Raw genomic sequence first — 1319 nt, 5'->3', positions numbered from 1 at the left:
TTTGTCCGTTTGAACGCCTTGTTAGGGCTATATTACTGCATATTTGACTGTTGAATTCTCTTTAAGAAGAAGTAAACACGTAAGTAAATACAGAGGGATAAGAGCTAAAAAAGTATATGTATAAGAAAACTCGCTCCCTCCAAAAGCCATTACACATCCTACAGCAGGCATAGCAATACCTAAAAAGTAATAAGCTTTACTTTTATAAAGCCATCCAAAAGGAATGAAATGAGAGCCAAAAAGAATAGCTAAAACGAATGGAAACCAATTGGGAATTAATTGAAGTACTAAGATAAGCACTGGCCAATATAAAAATTGAGCACAGGCTAAAACTGTGGCCAAGTTTGATAATGGCGGGAATTTAGCAAATGGATTAACTTTGAATATTTTTGATATAAAGAAAGCTATTGGAAATGTACTACCAGTAGCAAAGATAACCATTATCAAAGCCTGCCTTTGTGGGAGAAAATTAATGACTAAAGCGCAAAGGCACATTACGATTAATCCAGCAAATGGAAAACCGATCCCCTTTTTAGTAAAACGTATTAACTCATCTCTATTATCCATTACATCTCCAGAAATTGATCTATAGCTCTAACGCCCACGTTAAGGGGCTAAAAATTAGTTTGCTTAAATGTGAAGCGAAGCGGAACCCAGCAAACTGTTTTTAGTCCCGCTTTAACTGTTTGTTAGCTTTATTTAGAAATAAAAATTTAAACCAACTAAACCGTAGTTGGTATTTGAAGAAACATTAAATTCTGTTTTTACCTCTATAGTTTTATTGAATTTATATGAAAGGCCAGCTCCAAATAATACCCCTCCACCTGACTCGTCTGAAAAGTTATCTATGGCTGGAACCACAGAAACATTACTACTTTGAGAAAGGTAACCTAGTCTTCCTATAAGGTTAAAACTCCCGATAGGATATGTATAAAGTGCAGAGAGATAAATTGCGTCAGTATCTATTGAGTATTTGGCATTCGACTTAGTTAAGTCGTACCCACCTAGATCTAGATAGCTTGCTTCAACTGAGAATGATGAATTTATTTTGTACCCCAAGTGAATTTCATAGCCAGAATTATATTCAGATTCCCCTGCTAAGTCAGTTTCAGCACTTAAAACTGATGCTCCTGCATAATATTCTGATGTCTCAGCTAAGACGCTTGTGGTGAATAGAGTACCTAAAATGGCAGATATAATCCTTTTTTTCATTTTTCTTCCTTTAGTTGATTGAATACTACAGTTTGATATTAAAGCTAACGCCACATTAAACGGCTAAGTAATAGTTGGCTACAATGTGCGAGGCACGAAGCGCAGCC

2 protein-coding genes are annotated in these 1319 nt (G+C 35.7%); both read right to left on the bottom strand.

What is annotated here, in order from left to right:
- Positions 1–27 precede the first annotated feature (27 nt).
- Complete coding sequence (locus CXF71_RS13040; protein ID WP_101233391.1) at positions 28–567, bottom strand: DUF7010 family protein; 540 nt, start codon at positions 565–567, stop codon at positions 28–30.
- A 132-nt stretch (positions 568–699) separates the two neighbouring features.
- Positions 700–1212: an outer membrane beta-barrel protein gene (locus tag CXF71_RS13035; RefSeq protein WP_101233390.1), complete on the bottom strand. Its 513-nt coding sequence runs from the start codon at positions 1210–1212 to the stop codon at positions 700–702.
- Positions 1213–1319 lie beyond the last annotated feature (107 nt).

This window comes from Colwellia sp. 12G3 (assembly GCF_002836775.1).
Classification (GTDB): Bacteria; Pseudomonadota; Gammaproteobacteria; order Enterobacterales; family Alteromonadaceae; genus Colwellia.
Note: the sequence above shows the minus strand (reverse complement) of the source record. Positions and strands in the feature narration are given on the sequence as shown.

Bases quoted from the DNA above. Each gene is read 5' to 3' on its own strand.
- CXF71_RS13040 (WP_101233391.1), bottom strand. From the start codon at position 567: ATGGATAATAGAGATGAGTTAATACGTTTTACTAAAAAGGGGATCGGT.
- CXF71_RS13035 (WP_101233390.1), bottom strand. From the start codon at position 1,212: ATGAAAAAAAGGATTATATCTGCCATTTTAGGTACTCTATTCACCACA.